Source organism: Caldimonas taiwanensis NBRC 104434 (assembly GCF_001592165.1).
GTDB lineage: Bacteria > Pseudomonadota > Gammaproteobacteria > Burkholderiales > Burkholderiaceae_C > Caldimonas > Caldimonas manganoxidans.
In genome coordinates, this window is sequence record NZ_BCWK01000019.1 from 1 (window position 1) to 15,553 (window position 15,553).

11 protein-coding genes are annotated in these 15,553 nt (G+C 64.5%); 9 read left to right on the forward strand and 2 right to left on the reverse strand.

The window, feature by feature from the left end:
- From CTA01S_RS13380 to zapE, 6 genes are all read left to right on the forward strand, one after another.
- Positions 1-953, forward strand: a 953-nt coding sequence (locus CTA01S_RS13380) for an HD-GYP domain-containing protein (protein ID WP_062196265.1), incomplete at its 5' end; no start/stop codon positions are given.
- Entirely contained in the window at positions 950-3,391 is a 2,442-nt protein-coding gene (locus CTA01S_RS13385; protein WP_232301064.1) for a sensor domain-containing protein, read from the forward strand. The genes CTA01S_RS13380 and CTA01S_RS13385, both read left to right, overlap by 4 nt.
- A gap of 223 nt (positions 3,392-3,614) precedes the next feature.
- Positions 3,615-6,473, forward strand: a complete 2,859-nt coding sequence (locus CTA01S_RS13390) for a 2-oxoglutarate dehydrogenase E1 component (RefSeq protein WP_062196318.1) — start codon at positions 3,615-3,617, stop codon at positions 6,471-6,473.
- A gap of 110 nt (positions 6,474-6,583) precedes the next feature.
- On the forward strand, positions 6,584-7,834 hold the full coding sequence (odhB, locus tag CTA01S_RS13395) for a 2-oxoglutarate dehydrogenase complex dihydrolipoyllysine-residue succinyltransferase (protein ID WP_062196269.1): 1,251 nt from the start codon (positions 6,584-6,586) through the stop codon (positions 7,832-7,834).
- A 12-nt stretch (positions 7,835-7,846) separates the two neighbouring features.
- Complete coding sequence (gene lpdA, locus CTA01S_RS13400) at positions 7,847-9,277, forward strand: dihydrolipoyl dehydrogenase (protein ID WP_062196271.1); 1,431 nt, start codon at positions 7,847-7,849, stop codon at positions 9,275-9,277.
- A 70-nt stretch (positions 9,278-9,347) separates the two neighbouring features.
- Positions 9,348-10,448: a cell division protein ZapE gene (gene zapE / locus CTA01S_RS13405; RefSeq protein WP_019560259.1), complete on the forward strand. Its 1,101-nt coding sequence runs from the start codon at positions 9,348-9,350 to the stop codon at positions 10,446-10,448.
- Positions 10,449-10,482: 34 nt separating this feature from the next.
- On the opposite strand, the gene CTA01S_RS13410 is transcribed toward zapE, so the two are convergent.
- Positions 10,483-11,250, reverse strand: a complete 768-nt coding sequence (locus tag CTA01S_RS13410; protein WP_026330072.1) for a PP2C family protein-serine/threonine phosphatase — start codon at positions 11,248-11,250, stop codon at positions 10,483-10,485.
- Positions 11,251-11,328: 78 nt separating this feature from the next.
- Between CTA01S_RS13410 and CTA01S_RS13415 the strand changes: the two genes are divergently transcribed.
- Together CTA01S_RS13415 and yoaA are read left to right on the forward strand one after the other, a co-directional pair.
- Entirely contained in the window at positions 11,329-11,532 is a 204-nt protein-coding gene (locus tag CTA01S_RS13415; RefSeq protein ID WP_019560257.1) for a DUF465 domain-containing protein, read from the forward strand.
- A 39-nt stretch (positions 11,533-11,571) separates the two neighbouring features.
- Positions 11,572-13,572: a DNA repair helicase YoaA gene (yoaA, locus tag CTA01S_RS13420; protein ID WP_062196273.1), complete on the forward strand. Its 2,001-nt coding sequence runs from the start codon at positions 11,572-11,574 to the stop codon at positions 13,570-13,572.
- Between the two features lie 30 nt (positions 13,573-13,602).
- Here the strand turns inward: yoaA and CTA01S_RS13425 are convergent, their stop codons facing one another.
- Positions 13,603-14,394 carry an outer membrane protein assembly factor BamD gene (locus tag CTA01S_RS13425; protein WP_062196276.1) on the reverse strand — a complete coding sequence of 264 codons (792 nt, stop codon included), beginning with the start codon at positions 14,392-14,394 and terminating at the stop codon, positions 13,603-13,605.
- Between the two features lie 69 nt (positions 14,395-14,463).
- Here CTA01S_RS13425 and CTA01S_RS13430 point away from each other — a divergent pair, with 69 nt between their 5' ends.
- A complete protein-coding gene (locus CTA01S_RS13430; RefSeq protein WP_062196278.1) occupies positions 14,464-15,507 on the forward strand; it encodes an RluA family pseudouridine synthase in 1,044 nt (347 codons plus the stop codon).
- The last annotated feature ends 46 nt before the right edge of the window (positions 15,508-15,553 follow it).

The following is a 15,553-nucleotide window of genomic DNA, read 5'->3' on the forward strand; positions in this document are numbered from 1 at the left end:
AGTTCACCCAGGCGGCACGGGAATTCCGTCAAATCACCGACATCGTGCCAAGCCAGCCGGAGTCCGCGCGCGAACGTTCCGAGCGCTTGGTCGATGGCTTCCTCGACAAAATCGATGGGGCGCACGATACCTGCATTCGCTTGCTTCACGAGGCCGCCGGTGATCGCGCCTCCACCCATAGTCTGAACGTGACCGTTTTATCCATGCTCTTGGGCCGCGCCATGGGGATGGGGCCGCAGGAGCTGCGAGATTTGGGCCTGGGAGCGTTGCTGCATGATGTGGGCAAGCTCGAATTGCCCGACCGCGTGCGTTGGAAGGACGAGCTGTCCAGCTCGGCTGAATTGCAGTTTTATCAAGAACATGTGGCCCATGGCGTGAGCCTGGTGCGCAAAATGAAGCTCAGCCCCCAGGCCACGCTGGTCGTGGCTCAGCACCACGAGCAGGCCGACGGCCGGGGCTTTCCGCAGCGCTTGCCCGCCGAACGCATCAGTGCGCTGGCGCGCATCGTGGCGCTGGTCAACCGGTACGACAACCTGTGCAATCCACTGCATCCGGCCAAGAGCTTGACTCCGCATGAGGCCTTGTCGCTGATCTTCGCGCAAATGAAGCAGCGCTTCGATGCACCCACCCTCAGTGCCTTCATCAAGATGATGGGGGTGTATCCGCCGGGCTCGGTGGTCGAGCTCACCGATGGCCGCTATGCGCTGGTCGTCTCGGTCAATTCGGCCCGTCCACTCAAGCCGCGCGTGATCGTGCACGATCCCAAGACGCCTGCCGAAGAAGCCTTGATCGTCAACCTCGAGGCCCATCCGGAGCTAGGTGTGCGCCGCAGCCTCAAGCCTTTGCAACTGCCGCGTGAGGCGCTGGACTATCTGTCTCCCCGCCAGCGCATTTGCTACTTCTTTGAACGGGCCGTGGAATCGTCGGAGCCCGAGGACGAGGGGCCCGCATGAGTGCATCCCATCTGATGCCGGTTTTGCAGCATCTGATCGACGGCATGCTCGAAGCGGTTTGGATGGTCGATCCGGTGGATCTGCGCGTGGTCGCGGCCAACCAAGCCGCCCATGAGCTGCTGGGCGTCAGTCAGGGCAGCCTGGTCGGCAAGGCCGCCATCGAGCTGGCGGCCACGCCGGAAGACATGTTGTTCTGGGAGGATGTGGCCGCCGGCTTGAGCGACCGCATCCTGTCCGACAGCCTCGTGTGCCGGGCCGACGGCACGACCGTCCCGGTCGAGCGCCGGGTGAGTCTGCTGCGCTTGGCGCCAGGCCAATCGCTGTACCTCGTCGGCGTGCGGGACCGCAGCGAGCAGCGGCGTGTGGAAGACGAGCTCGAGCGCCTGGTGTCCGAGTTGCGCGCCACGCTCGAATCCACGGCCGATGGCATCCTCGCCGTGGACCTGCACGGCAACATCCGCGGTTACAACCAACGCTTGGCCGACCTGTGGGGCTTTCCTCGGGCGTTGACCTTGCGTCGTGACGACCAAGCCATCTTTGCGTGGCTGCGCGAGGCCGTGGCCGACGTACAAACCTACGACGACAGGCTCGCGCTCATTGCACGCTCGCCCTTGCTGGAGACGACGGATTTGATCGTCTTGAAATCGGGCCGCGTGATCGAGCGCGTCACCCGCCCTCAATACAGCCGGGGGCGGCCCATTGGTCGGGTTTTTTCATACCGCGACATCACGCAGCAGCTGGCGCAGGAGTCCCAGCTCCAGCTGGCGGCCAAAGTGTTCGATGCCAGCCCCGATGCCATCTTCATCACCGATGGCCAGCTTTCGGTGCTGGCGGCCAACCCTGCCTGCACCCGGTTGTGCGGTGCTCCACGCCAAACGCTGCTGGGTCGGCGGTGGAGCGAGTTGGTTCACGACCCGGCCGATCCAGGGGCCATCGATCGGCTGCGTGCCACGGTCGATGAGCGTGGCAGCGTCGAAGCGGAGCTGCACTACCTGCGCGCCGATGGCAGCAGCGGCCCCTGCCATGTCTCAATGGTCCGTTTGCAGGGGGACGCAGGCGACACCTTGCACTACATCGCCTTCGTCAAAGACCTCACTGACAAGCTTGCAGCCAAGCGACGCATCGAAGAGTTGGCCTACACCGATGCGCTGACGGCCTTGCCCAACCGCTTGGTCTTCGCCGAAAGAGTGGACTTCGCCATTGCGATGGCCAGGCGCGAGCAGGGCCGCTTCGCGGTGATGTTCATCGACCTGGACCGCTTCAAGCAAATCAATGACTCGCTGGGCCACCTCTACGGAGACCGCGTGCTGGTGGACGTGGCCGAGCGGATCAAGCGCTGCGTGCGTGAGGTCGATACCGTGGCCCGCTATGGCGGCGATGAGTTCGTCGTGTTGCTGCACCAAGCCGATGCTCGCGGGGCGGAGGCCACTGCCCGGCGCATTCTCGAGGCCTTGAGCTTGCCAGTGCAGCTCGACGAGCTCAGCTTCACGGTCACCGGAAGCGTCGGCATCGCGATGTATCCGGATGACGGGGCCACGGCCAACGACCTCATCAAAAATGCCGATGCGGCCATGTACCGGGTCAAGGAGCGGGGGCGGGCCAGTTTCCGGTTCTACCAGCCGCAGATGAACGTGGACCTGCTGGCGCGCATGAAGATCGACCATGCCATGCGCCAGGCCTTGCCCGCAGGTCATTTCCGCCTGGTGTACCAGCCGCAGGTGGACATCAAAACTCGCCAGGTGCTGTCGGCCGAGGCCCTGCTGCGCTGGCGCGATCCGGACCTCGGCGATGTCTCGCCGGCGCAGTTCATCCCGGTGGCCGAGGAAAGCGGCTTCATCGTCGCCTTGGGCGACTGGGTGCTGACCCAGGCGGTGCAACAGGCTGCGCGCTGGCAGGCCCAGGGGCGTGCGCTGCAGGTTTCGGTCAACGTGTCGGCCTTGCAATTTCAGCAAGCCAACTTCGTCGACCGCGTCGCCGGCGCGCTGTCGGCCGCCGGATTGGCGCCCGATCGGCTCGAACTGGAGCTGACCGAATCCATCCTGATCCAGGATGCCGAGGAGGCGCTCAGCCGCCTGCAACAGCTGGCGCAAATCGGTGTGCGCCTGGCGATCGACGATTTCGGCACTGGATACTCCAGCCTGGGCTACCTCAAGCGGTTCCCGATCGACAAGCTCAAGATCGACCGCTCCTTCATCGCTGGGCTGCCGGCCGATGAGAGCGATGCGGGCATCGTGCGCGCCATCGTCAGCATGGCACGGGCTTTGCATATCACGGTCATCGCCGAGGGCGTCGAGACCGATCTGCAGCGCCAGTTCCTGTGCGCGGCTGGCTGCGACCAGTTCCAAGGCTATCTGTATGCTCCGCCATCCGATCCCGACGAGTTCGAGCGTCTGCTCCAGACGGTGGCCCCGGCGGCGGGATGCCCGGGCAGCCGCTGAGGGGGGGCGCGCGTCGGAGGATGTGGAGATTGCGGATTGGTCCTTGACCGCCAGGAGTGTTAGAGTCTTGGCTTCAGACTTTCGGTCCTTCCCGTCCCCTTTGCTGGTTTCTGAGTGAATTCGCAGTGAAGGCGGGTCGCAATCCGCCAACCGGTCAAGCCGTGTCGCGGAAGGTTGATCAACCAGCCAACAGCCCTGGAAACCGGGGCATGAGGTGAGCGAGATGATGCAGCAATACAGGTCCAATTCGTACCTGTTCGGGGGCAATGCCCCCTATGTCGAGGAGTTGTATGAGACCTACCTTGACAACCCAGGGGCAGTGCCCGAGAACTGGCGCGCCTACTTCGACGCCCTTCAGAACGTGCCGGCCGTCGATGGCAGCGATTCGCGTGACGTGGCACACGCCCCGATCATCGAATCCTTCGCTCAGCGCGCCAAGTCCAATGCCTTCGCGGTCAAGGCCAGCAGTGCCGATCTGGCCGTGGCGCGCAAGCAGGTGCACGTCCAATCCCTGATCGCTGCATATCGCTTCCTTGGCTCCCGCTGGGCCGACCTCGATCCGCTCAAGCGCCACGAGCGTCCGCGCATTCCCGAACTCGAGCCGGCCTTCTATGACCTCACTGAAAGTGACATGGACATCACTTTCAGTGCGACCAACACCTACTTCACCAAGGCCGACCAAATGACCCTGCGGGAGATCCTGCAGGCGTTGCGCGAGACCTACTGCGGCACCATCGGTGCTGAGTTCATGCACATCACCGAGCCGGCCGAAAAGCGCTGGTGGCAAGAGCGTCTGGAAAGCACCCGCTCCAAGCCGGTGTTCACCGCCGAGAAGAAGAAAACCATCCTCGAGCGCCTGACCGCCGCCGAGGGCTTGGAGCGCTTCCTGCACACCAAATACGTCGGCCAGAAGCGATTTTCGCTCGAAGGCGGCGAGAGTTTCATTGCCGCGATGGACGAGCTGATCAAGCGCGCTGGCGAAAAAGGCGTGCAAGAAATCGTGATCGGCATGGCCCATCGCGGGCGCCTCAATGTGCTGGTCAACACCTTGGGCAAAATGCCCAAGGACTTGTTCGCCGAGTTCGAACACACCGCCAAGGAAGACCTGCCCGCTGGCGATGTGAAGTATCACCAGGGCTTCTCCAGCGACGTGTCCACGCCCGGCGGTCCAGTGCACCTCAGTTTGGCGTTCAACCCCTCGCACCTGGAGATCGTCAACCCGGTGGTCGAAGGCTCGGTCAAAGCGCGCATGGATCGGCGCGGCGACAAAGAGGGCGACCAGGTGCTGCCGGTCCTGGTGCATGGTGATGCGGCCTTCGCCGGCCAGGGGGTGGTGATGGAGACCTTGGCGCTGGCGCAAACCCGCGGCTATTACACCGGCGGCACGGTGCACATCGTCATCAACAACCAGATCGGCTTTACCACCAGCGACCCGCGCGACGCCCGCTCGTCGCTGTATTGCACCGATGTCGTCAAGATGATCGAAGCGCCGGTGCTGCACGTCAACGGCGACGATCCCGAGGCCGTGGTGTTTTGCACCCAGCTGGCGCTGGATTACCGGCAGGAGTTCAACAAAGACGTCGTCGTCGACATCGTGTGCTTCCGCAAGCTGGGTCACAACGAGCAGGACACGCCCTCGCTGACCCAGCCGCTGATGTACAAGAAGATCGCCAAGCATCCCGGCACTCGCAAGCTCTATGCCGACAAGCTCGAAGCCCAAGGCGTGCTGGCTTCCGGTGAGGCCGAAGAGATGGTCAAGGCCTATCGCGCGGCGATGGATGCGGGTCGCCATACCGTTGATCCGGTATTGACCAACTTCAAAAGCAAGTACGCCGTCGATTGGACGCCGTTCCTCGGCAAGAAATGGACCGATGCGGCCGACACCGCGCTGCCGCTGGCCGAGATCAAACGCCTGGCTGAACGCATCACCACCGTTCCGAGCAACTTCAAGCTGCACCCTCTGGTGGAAAAGGTCATTGCCGACCGCGCAGCCATGGGCCGTGGCGAGATCAACGTGGACTGGGGCATGGGTGAGCACCTGGCGTTTGCTTCCTTGGTGGCCAGTGGCTATCCCGTGCGGCTGTCGGGTGAGGACTGCGGTCGCGGCACCTTCTCCCATCGCCATGCCGTGCTGCACGATCAAAACCGCGAGAAGTGGGACGAAGGCACCTACATCCCGCTGCAGAACGTGGCCGACAACCAGGCTCCGTTCGTCGTGATCGACTCGATCTTGTCCGAAGAAGCCGTGCTGGGTTTCGAGTACGGCTATGCCTCGGCCGACCCCAATACGCTGGTCATTTGGGAAGCTCAGTTCGGCGACTTCGCCAACGGAGCCCAAGTGGTCATCGACCAATTCATCGCCTCTGGTGAAGTCAAGTGGGGGCGTGCCAACGGCTTGGTGTTGATGCTGCCCCATGGCTACGAGGGTCAGGGCCCTGAGCACAGCTCGGCACGCTTGGAGCGCTTCATGCAGCTGGCTGCCGACAACAACATGCAGATCTGCCAGCCCACCACGGCCAGCCAGATCTTCCATGTGCTGCGTCGCCAGATGGTGCGCATGTTCCGCAAGCCGCTGGTGCTGATGACGCCCAAGTCGCTGCTGCGCAACAAGGAAGCCACCTCGCCGCTGTCGGAGTTCACCAAGGGCGAATTCCGCACCGTGATCGGCGAAGTCGGTAGTGAAATCGACGCCGCCAAGGTCAAGCGCGTGATCGTCTGCTCCGGCAAGGTCTACTACGACCTGGTCAGGAAGCGTGAAGAGAAGAAGGCCTTCGACGTGGCCATCATCCGCGTCGAGCAGCTCTATCCCTTCCCGCACAAGGCCTTTGCCGCCGAGCTCAAGAAATATCCGAACGCCACCGATGTCGTGTGGTGCCAGGACGAGCCACAAAACCAAGGGGCGTGGTTCTTCGTGCAGCACTACATCCACGAGAACATGCTCGAAGGCCAGAAGCTCGGCTATGCCGGCCGTCCGGCCTCGGCCTCGCCGGCGGTGGGCTACGTTCACCTTCACCAAGAGCAGCAGAAGGCCTTGCTCGAGCAAGCCTTCGCCAAGCTCAAAGGGTTCGTGCTCACCAAGTAAGTCCTGTCCCCGGGTCGGCGACGGCGCCGCGCCTCGTCACCCGGACGCGTTGACACGGGCTGCCCGCGGTGGCCCCTGTGCGCGGCGACACGCATAGCGAAAGAACGATCATGGCAATCATCGAAGTCAAGGTTCCCCAACTGTCCGAATCGGTGGCCGAAGCCACCTTGCTGTCCTGGAAGAAGCGTCCGGGCGAAGCCGTCAGCGCCGACGAGATCCTCATCGAAATCGAAACCGACAAGGTCGTGCTCGAAGTGCCTGCGCCGGCCGCCGGTGTGCTCGTCCAACTCGTCAAGAACGATGGCGAGACGGTCGTCAGTGACGAAGTCATCGCCAAGATCGACACCGAGGGGCATGCCCAGGTCAGCCCGCTGGAAGTCAAGGCCGCACCGGTGGCCGCCCCGGCCGCAGCGCCGGCGCCCACAACCGCCGGTGGTGCCAAGTCCGGTGTGGCCATGCCTGCGGCAGCCAAGCTGATGGCCGACCATCACCTCAGCGCCGCCCAGGTCAGCGGCACCGGCAAGGATGGCCGCATCACCAAGGGCGATGTGCTGGGCGCCATCGAGGCTGGGGTGAAGCCGGCGGCCGCCCCAGCGCCGGCGGCCCCGGCCGTGGCCAAGCCGCTGCCGCAGGTCAACGTTCCCGGCCTGAACCTGGGCGATCGCCCCGAGCAGCGCGTGCCCATGAGCCGACTGCGCGCCCGCATCGCCGAGCGTCTGCTGCAATCGCAGGCCACCAATGCCATCCTGACCACCTTCAACGAGGTCAACATGGCTCCGGTGATGGAGTTGCGCAAGAAATTCCAGGAGAAGTTCGAGAAGGAGCACGGCGTCAAGCTTGGCTTCATGAGCTTCTTCGTGAAAGCGGCCGTGCATGCGCTGAAGAAGTTCCCGATTTTGAATGCCTCGGTCGATGGCAACGACATCGTCTACCACGGCTACTTCGACATCGGCATCGCAGTGGGTTCGCCGCGCGGCCTGGTGGTGCCCATCTTGCGCAATGCCGATCAGATGACCTTTGCCGAGATCGAGAAGAAGATCGCCGAGTTCGGCCAGAAGGCCAAGGACGGCAAGCTGGGGCTGGAAGAGCTCACCGGAGGAACCTTCTCCATCTCCAATGGCGGCGTGTTCGGCTCGATGCTGTCCACGCCGATCATCAACCCGCCGCAGTCGGCCATCTTGGGGGTGCATGCCACCAAGGACCGTCCGGTGGTCGAAAACGGCCAGATCGTGATTCGTCCGATCAACTACCTGGCCATGAGCTACGACCACCGCATCATCGATGGTCGCGAGGCCGTGCTGGGCCTGGTGGCGATGAAGGAAGCGCTGGAAGACCCGGCCCGCCTGCTGTTCGACATCTGAGGGGGCGCAGGAATGAGCCAACAATTCGACGTCATCGTCATCGGCGGGGGGCCTGGGGGCTACATTGCCGCCATTCGCGCAGCCCAACTCGGCTTCAACGTGGCCTGTATCGACGAGTGGAAAAACGACAAGGGTGCCCCGGCACCGGGGGGCACCTGCACCAACGTCGGCTGCATCCCCTCGAAGGCCTTGCTGCAGTCGTCCGAGCACTACGAACATGCGGCGCACCACTTCGCCGACCACGGCATCGGGCTGAGCAAGCTCAGCATCGACGTGGCGAAGATGCTGGCCCGCAAGGACAGCATCGTCAAGCAAAACAACGACGGCATCCTCTACTTGTTCAAGAAGAACAAGGTCAGCTTTTTTCACGGTCGCGGGTCTTTCTCCAAGGCCGTTGAAGGGGGATACGAGATCCAGGTCCGTGGTGAAAAGGTCGAGGAAACGCTGACCGGCAGGCACATCATCGTGGCCACCGGCTCCAGCCCGCGGGCCTTGCCCGGTGTGGCTTTCGACGAAGAAGCCATCCTCTCCAACGACGGGGCCCTGCGCATGGCGGCGGTGCCCAAGACGCTGGGTGTCATCGGCGCTGGTGTGATCGGCCTGGAGATGGGCTCGGTGTGGCGTCGCTTGGGCGCCCAGGTGACCATCCTCGAAGCCTTGCCCACCTTCCTGGGGGCTGCCGATGAGCAGATCGCCAAAGAGGCCAAGAAAGCCTTCGACAAGCAAGGGCTGAAGATCGAGCTGGGCGTGAAGATCGGCGAGGTTCAAGCCGGCAAGCATGGCGTGAGCGTGGCCTACACCGATGCCAAAGGCCAAGCCCAGGTGCTGAAGGTGGACAAGCTCATCGTCTCCATCGGCCGGGTGCCCAACACCACGGGCCTCAACCCCGAGGCGGTGGGCCTGAAGCTCGACGAACGCGGGGCCATCGTGGTGGATGACGACTGCCGCACCAACTTGCCCAACGTCTGGGCCGTGGGCGACGTGGTGCGCGGCCCCATGCTGGCCCACAAGGCCGAGGAAGAGGGCGTGGCCGTGGCCGAGCGTATCGCCGGTCAGCATGGGCATGTCAACTTCAACACCATTCCCTGGGTCATCTACACCAGTCCGGAGATTGCCTGGGTGGGCCAGACCGAGCAGCAGCTCAAGGCCGCGGGGCGTGCCTACAAAGCCGGCACCTTCCCGTTCATGGCCAATGGGCGGGCCCGGGCGCTGGGCGATACCACCGGGATGGTCAAGTTCCTGGCCGATGCCAAGACCGACGAAATCCTGGGCGTGCACATCGTCGGGCCGTTGGCTTCCGAGCTGATTGCCGAAGCCGTGGTGGCCATGGAGTTCAAGGCCAGCGCCGAGGACATCGCCCGCATTTGCCACGCGCATCCCTCGCTGTCGGAGGCCACGAAGGAGGCCGCCTTGGCGGTGGACAAGCGCAGCCTCAACTTCTGACGTCCAGGCACGCGGGCGTGAAGCAGGGCGACGGCCACGTCGCCCTTTTTCTTGAACACGCAGGATCGCCATGACCAGCGTCACCCAGCTGTACGAAGACACACTGAAGACACGCGGCTACCGCAGCGACCCGGCGCAACTTCGTGCCGTGGCTGCCTTGCAGCGCTGTCAGGATGAATGGGCGGCCTACAAGGCTCGGCGCTCGAACGCGCTGACCAAGCTGCTGCGTCATCCCCCCATTCCGCGGGGTGTGTACATGTACGGCGGGGTAGGGCGGGGCAAGAGCTTCCTGATGGACTGCTTCTTCCAGGCCGTCCCGCTCACGCGCAAGACCCGCTTGCATTTCCACGAGTTCATGCGGGAGGTGCACCGCGAACTGCAAGACCTCAAAGGGACGGTCAATCCGCTGGACGAACTCGGGCGACGCATCTCGCGACGCTACCGTCTGATTTGCTTCGACGAGTTCCACGTGGCCGACGTGACCGATGCGATGATCCTGCACCGACTGCTGGAGGCACTGTTCAAGCACCGAGTGAGTATCGTCACGACCTCGAACTTTCATCCCGACGAGCTCTATCCGAACGGGTTGCATCGGGACCGCATCTTGCCGGCCATCGAATTGCTCAAGCAGCATCTCGAGGTCATCAATGTGGACAATGGCACCGACTACCGGCAGCGCACGCTGGAGCATGTCCAGCTCTACCATTGCCCCCTCGGAGAACACGCCGATGCGCAAATGGCCCGGGCCTTCGAGGAGCTGGCCGAGGCGCGCGACGAGAGCCCCGTGCTGCACATCGAGCAGCGCGAGATCCGCGCGCGCCGACGTGCCGGCGGTGTGGTGTGGTTCGATTTCCAGGAACTGTGCGGTGGCCCGCGTTCGCAGAACGACTACCTCGAACTGGCCTCGCAGTTTCACACCGTGCTGCTGTCCAACGTGCCGCACATGCCGGTGCGCATGGCCTCACAAGCCCGGCGGTTTACTTGGTTGGTGGACGTCCTCTACGACCGTCGAGTCAAGCTCATCATGTCGGCCGAGGTGCCACCCGAGCAGCTATACACCGAAGGCCCCTTGGCGCATGAGTTTCCGCGCACGGTGTCACGACTGAAGGAAATGCAGTCGCGGGAATTCCTGTCCTTGCAGCGGCGCGATGTCGATACGCGACTGACCTGAGCCGCGGTGGGCGCCCCAAGGCGCCGATCGGTCCTCAGGTCAACAAGTCCACGCGCACCAAGGCCAGCGACAGGTTGTCGCCACCGCCGCGGGCACGTTGACGGGCTTTGCTCACCAGCATCTCGCTGGCCTCTCGGGGGGGCAGGGTGTTGACGATGGCGCCCAGCTCACGGGGAGTGAAGTAATGCCACAACCCGTCGCTACAGGCCAACAGCGAATCGCCGATTTCGAGTCGTTCGATGTGGTGCAGCGTGATGGGCGGATCCTGGAAGGTGCCCAAGCAGCCCGTTAGCAGGTTCGACTGCGGATGGGTGTTGGCCTCTTCCTCGGAGATTTGTCCCTCGTCGACCAGGCGCTGGACGTAGGAATGGTCCTTGGTGCGGCTGACCATCTCCGGCCCGCGGAAGTGATACACACGCGAATCGCCAGCATGGATGATGTCGCACTCGCGGTTCGGTCCTATCAGGAAAGCGGCCACCGTGCTGTGCGGTTCTTCCTCGGCGGTGATGGCCGTCAGCTTGATCATCAGGTGGGATTCCAACACCAGTTGCTTGAGCACATCGCGCGCGTCCTCGCTCGTGGGGGAGTAGCGGTCGAAGAGCTGACGGGCGGTGAGGATCACCTGGTCGGAGGCCTTGCGGCCCCCGCTCTTGCCGCCCATGCCATCGGCCACCACGGCCAGCACACAACCCGGCACGCGGGAATGGACCAGAATGTCCACCTGGTCCTGTTGGTACATGCGATCCCCCCGGTGGATGCCCGTGGCTGCACTCAGGCGGTATCCCTTGGATGATGTGCTCATGGAATTTGGGCGTGGATAGGCCAAAACTATAATCCAGGCTTCTTGCGCTGCGCCGAAAATTTTGAACGGTGATGGGCCATGGACGAAAACTTGCACTCGCCTCAGCGTCGGCTGATCGAGTTGCGCATGGAGCACGCCGACCTCGATGGCTTGATCGACGGCGCCCAATGCCGTACCCCTCTTGACGAACTTTCGCTGCGACGCCTCAAAAAACGCCGTCTCCTGCTGCGCGATGAAATCGCCCGCCTCGAGGCCGAGCTCGATCCGCCGCAGTCGGCCTGAGGCGCGGCGGCCGTGCAGCCGTGGTGGGGGATGCGGCCGATGAGGGCGTGCGACCAGGCGGCTGCCGCAGCTTTGGTGGCGGCCACCCGTCAGGCCTTTGGGCCTGAGGGGCCGCTGGCCCGTGCCGATGCGCACTATCGCGAACGCGAGATCCAAACCCAACTGGCTGCTGCCATCGCCGAGGCCGTGTCGCTGCGCCGGGTCTTGGTGGCCGAGGCCGGCACCGGAGTTGGCAAGACCTATGCCTACCTGGTGCCCGCGTTGCTGTGCGGTGGGCGGGTGCTGGTGAGCACGGCCACCAAGAGCCTGCAGGATCAGCTCTTCCTGCGCGACCTGCCCCATGTGCGCGATGCCCTTGGTTTGCCGCTGCGCATGGCGCTGCTCAAAGGACGAGCCAGCTACCTGTGCGTGCACCGGCTGCAGCAGGCCCGGCAGATGGCCCAGTGGCCCGACCGCGGCGCGGTGCGCACCCTGGCCCGCATCGAGCAGTGGGCCCAAACCACATCGACCGGCGACTTGGCCGAGTTGCCCGGACTGGACGATCGCTCGCCGGTGCTGCCCTGGGTCACCTCCACCCGCGACAATTGTCTGGGCAGCGACTGCCCCAGCTTCCAGGGCTGCCATGTGATGCAAGCCCGCCGCGAGGCGATGGCTGCCGACGTGCTGGTCGTCAACCACCACCTGTTCTTTGCCGACTTGGCCTTGCGTGAGACAGGCATGGCCGAACTCCTGCCGACGGTCGATGTCGTGGTCTTCGATGAAGCCCATCAGTTGGGCGAAGCCGGCGTGCAGTTTCTCGGGGCCTCGCTGAGCACGGGCGCGCTCATCGACCTGGCTCGCGATCTGCTGGCCGCTGGCTTGCAGCACGCCCGCGGAATGCGTGACTGGCAGCTCCTGGCCGCTGAGATCGAGCGCGCCGCACGTGAACTGCGGCTGGCCGCGGCCGGCCCACTGCACGACTTGCGGGGGGCGGTCAAGCTGCGTTGGCAGGAACGATCACTTCGCCGTGAGTTCGCTGAAGCGTTGATGGTCCTGGACCAGGCGCTGCGCGCTGTCCATGAGGCGGTGCAGTCAGTGGCGGGTGCAGCCCCGGATTTCGTGCGACTGGCCGAGCGCTTGAATCTGTTGGCCGAGCGTGCACGTTCCTTTGCGCAGCCGGTGCCCACGGGGCGGGTGCGATGGATCGATGTCGGTCACCAGCAGGTGCGGCTGATGGAGTCGCCACTGGACATTCGTGAGACCATGCGCGAGCAGCTCGCAGCCTCCTCGAAGGCTTGGATCTTCACGTCGGCCACGCTGGGCGACGACGAGCGGCTGAGCTGGTTCACCGAGCCCTCAGGCCTGGACGAAGCCACCGTGCTGCGCGTGGGCAGCCCCTTCGACTACCCGTCTCATGCCTGTGTCTATGTGCCGCGCCGCTTCCCCAGGCCCAACGAGGCCGGGCACCCGGCGGCCGTGGCGGCGCTGGCCGCACGGTGCGCTGCGGTGTTGGGTGGGCGTAGCTTTGTGCTGACCACCACGCTCAAGGCCTTGCAGCCCATTGCGCAGGCCCTGCGCGAACGGTTCGAAGCCGAGGGGCTGGGCATTACCGTGTTGCGCCAGGGGGATGCGCCCAAACGTCAACTCATCCAGGACTTTCTGGCCCATCCGCGAGCCGTGCTGGTGGGATCGCAGAGTTTCTGGGAAGGCATCGACGTGCCTGGCGATGCCTTGCAGTGCGTGGTGATCGACAAGCTGCCATTTCCACCGCCCAACGATCCGCTGATCGAAGCTCGCGTGCGCCGTCTCGAGGCCGAAGGCCGTAGTGCATTCAACGACTTGTTCCTGGCCGAGGCGGCCGTGGCGCTCAAGCAAGGCGCGGGACGCTTGATCCGCACGGAAAGCGACCGGGGCTTGCTGGTCGTGTGCGACCCGCGCATGGCCACCATGGCCTATGGGCGCCGCCTGCGAGCCGCGCTGCCGCCCATGCGTTGGCTCGATCGCGAAGAAGAGGCGCTGGCTTGGTTGTCGGAACTGGCCGCAGCGGCCCCGACGGTTTGACCGGGCGGGTGGAAGCGTCTCCCGAGCCCTTCAGTTCATGCGGGGCATGCCGGCTTGCCCCAGATAGATGCTTTGCGGGAAGTTCCTCTGCAGCACGCGCAGGGCATCGTCGCGCAGCTGGGGCAGCCCCAAGCGGTCGTAACTTTGCGCCATCAGGTACAAGGCTTCCTCCACTGCAGGCGACAGCTGGTATTCGCGCACGGCGAGCTGAGCCCGATTGGCCGCTGCCAGGTAGGCGCCACGCCGGAAGTAGTATCGCGCCACGTGCACCTCGTACTGGGCGAGGGAATTCACGATGAAATTCATGCGCGCCTGAGCATCGGCGGCATAGACCGATTCGGGATACAGCTCGACGAGTTGGCGGAAGGCCTGGTAGGCTTCCTTCGAAGCTTGTTGGTCACGCTCGGACAGGCTTTGCCGCGAGAAGCGTCCGAACAGCCCGAGGTTGTCGTTGAAGTTGATCAGCCCCTTGAGATAGAGGGCGTAATCCGAAGCCGGGCTGGCCGGATAGAGCTTCATGTAGCGCTCGATCGTGGCCAAGGCCTGGGCGCGTTCGCCGCTGCGATAGTAGGTGTGGGCCAGTTCGAGCAGGGCCTGCTGGGCCAGCAGGCTGCCCGCGGCGCGACCTTCGAGGCGTTCGTAGAGGCGAATGGCACGCTCGTAGTTGCCGGCCGCCGCATCGGCGCGGGCCTCTGAGTACACTCGCTCGACGCTCATGCCGGCCGTCTCGTCCTTCGGGGTCGAGCTGCAGGCCGTCAGCAAGGCTGCGCAGGCCAGCGCCAGTGCGCCACGTCGGCCCAACAAGGCAAAGGGAGTGTGCATTGCGGTTCCATCTGGCGCGAGCCCTGAGGCGCTGCGCCTGTACCAATCTAGACAAGTCACGGATTCTATATGGCGCATGTCAGTTCCCCGCCCGGGTCGCAGGTCCGCCAAGAGCGTTGGCACGAGGCGGACCAGCTCGACGGTGCGGACGATCTGCACGAGGAAGAAGCGATCGAAGTCCGCGAGACGCTGATCGATGCCGAGGCGCACGGCCAGCGGTTGGACCGCGTGCTCGTGAGCTTGGTGCCGGAGTTCTCGCGCACGTGGTTGCAGCAGTTGGTGGCCCAAGGGGCGGTGCAGCTGGATGGTCAGTCGGTGTGCCAGCCCAGCCGCAAGCTCAAAGCAGGCCAGCGCTTGCGGGTCGAGTTGCGTCCCACGCCGCAAAGCCAGGCCTTCCGTCCCGAAGCGATCGCCTTGTCCGTGGTGTACGAAGACGAGCACCTGCTGGTGATCGACAAGCCCGCTGGTCTGGTCGTGCATCCGGCGGCGGGACATTGGTCGGGCACGCTGCTCAATGCATTGCTGGCTCACCATGCGGGGGCCTCGGCCTTGCCGCGAGCGGGCATCGTGCACCGGCTGGACAAAGACACCAGTGGCCTGCTGGTGGTGGGCAAGACCCAAGAGGCCGTGACCGCGCTGACCCGGGCCATCGCGGCGCGCAATGTGCATCGCGAGTATCTGGCCCTGGTGCATGGCGAGATCCGGCAGCCTCAGGCCCTGTCCACGATCGATGCGCCCATCGGGCGCGACCCGCGTTCGCGGGTGCGCATGGCGGTGGTGCCCAGTGGGCGGAGCGCGCGCACGGACGTGGCCCTCGTGGCCGTGGCCGCCGGCTGTTCCGCAGTGCGCTGCACGCTGCACACCGGCCGCACGCATCAGATCCGCGTGCACCTGGCCTGCCGAGGCTTTCCATTGGTGGGCGATAGCCTGTACGGGGGGCACGAGGCCCTCGGTCTGCGGCGTCAAGCCTTGCATGCCTGGAGGCTGCGACTGGAGCACCCCGTGGAGGCCCGTCCGCTGGCCTTCGAAGCGCCGCTGCCGGCCGATTTCGCGGCAGCCTGGCATGCCGTGGTAGATGGGCCACGGACTGGACCGCCCGCCGGGCTACAATAGGCCCCGACGCACATACTGCCGCCCGCTGCCCCGAAGTGGACTTCCA

Excerpts from the sequence above, each read along its gene's own strand:
- yoaA (WP_062196273.1), top strand. The coding sequence starts at position 11,572 with ATGAGGGCGTGCGACCAGGCGGCTGCCGCAGCTTTGGTGGCGGCCACC.
- CTA01S_RS13385 (WP_232301064.1), top strand. The coding sequence starts at position 950 with ATGAGTGCATCCCATCTGATGCCGGTTTTGCAGCATCTGATCGACGGC.
- CTA01S_RS13390 (WP_062196318.1), top strand. The coding sequence starts at position 3,615 with ATGATGCAGCAATACAGGTCCAATTCGTACCTGTTCGGGGGCAATGCC.
- odhB (WP_062196269.1), top strand. The coding sequence starts at position 6,584 with ATGGCAATCATCGAAGTCAAGGTTCCCCAACTGTCCGAATCGGTGGCC.
- lpdA (WP_062196271.1), top strand. The coding sequence starts at position 7,847 with ATGAGCCAACAATTCGACGTCATCGTCATCGGCGGGGGGCCTGGGGGC.
- CTA01S_RS13410 (WP_026330072.1), bottom strand. The coding sequence starts at position 11,250 with ATGAGCACATCATCCAAGGGATACCGCCTGAGTGCAGCCACGGGCATC.
- CTA01S_RS13425 (WP_062196276.1), bottom strand. The coding sequence starts at position 14,394 with ATGCACACTCCCTTTGCCTTGTTGGGCCGACGTGGCGCACTGGCGCTG.
- zapE (WP_019560259.1), top strand. The coding sequence starts at position 9,348 with ATGACCAGCGTCACCCAGCTGTACGAAGACACACTGAAGACACGCGGC.
- CTA01S_RS13430 (WP_062196278.1), top strand. The coding sequence starts at position 14,464 with ATGGCGCATGTCAGTTCCCCGCCCGGGTCGCAGGTCCGCCAAGAGCGT.
- CTA01S_RS13415 (WP_019560257.1), top strand. The coding sequence starts at position 11,329 with ATGGACGAAAACTTGCACTCGCCTCAGCGTCGGCTGATCGAGTTGCGC.